A 766-nucleotide genomic window follows, 5' to 3' on the forward strand; every position below is an offset into this window, starting at 1 on the left:
GAGGCCCCGGCTTTCGCCGGGGCGGGTCTGTCAGCGGTTGTTTGCCTTGCGCCAGGCCTCGAAGAGGGGCAGGTACTTCTCTTCGTTGACGCGGGGATAGAGGCCGATGATCGGCTCGCCGGCCTTGACCTGCTCGACCACGAAATCCTCGTAGGCGGTCATCTCGACGGCCTCCCCGGCGATCTCGTCGGCGATCTCCGCCGGGATCACGATCACGCAATCCGCGTCGCCGACGATGATGTCGCCCGGGAAGACCGGCGCGTCGCCGCAGCCGATCGGCTCGTTGATCGCGATCGCCTCGTTGGTCGTCAGGTTGGTCGGGCTCGAGGGCCGGGTGTGATAGGCCGGGATGTCGAGCTCCGCGATCGTCGCCGCGTCGCGGAAGCCGCCATCGGTGACCACGCCCGCCCCGCCGCGCTTCATCAGCCGGGTGATCAGGATGTCGCCCGCCGAGGCCGAGACCGGGTTCTTGCGGCTGTCCATCACCATCACGCTGCCCGGCGGGCAGGTCTCGATCGCGACGCGCTGCGGATGCCCGGGATTGCGGAACTCCGCCAGCGTGTTGCGGTCCTCGCGCGCGGGGATGTAGCGCAGCGTGAAGGCCGGGCCGACCATGTTCTCGCCACTCCATCCGAGCGGGTGCACGCCCTGGATGACCTGGTTTCTCAAGCCGCGCTTGAAGAGCGCCGTGGCCAGCGTCGCCACCGACACGCCCTTCAGCTTCTCGCGGGTTTCCTCGTTCATGCGGGATCCTCCCATGGATGCC

Annotated in this window: 1 protein-coding gene; it reads right to left on the reverse strand. The window is 68.4% G+C overall.

What is annotated here, in order from left to right:
• Positions 1-30: 30 nt before the first annotated feature.
• A complete protein-coding gene (locus FGX59_RS37125) occupies positions 31-744 on the reverse strand; it encodes a ribonuclease activity regulator RraA (protein WP_138473501.1) in 714 nt (237 codons plus the stop codon).
• Between the last annotated feature and the right edge of the window lie 22 nt (positions 745-766).

This window comes from Poseidonocella sp. HB161398, assembly GCF_005870025.1.
Taxonomy (GTDB): Bacteria; Pseudomonadota; Alphaproteobacteria; order Rhodobacterales; family Rhodobacteraceae; genus Mangrovicoccus.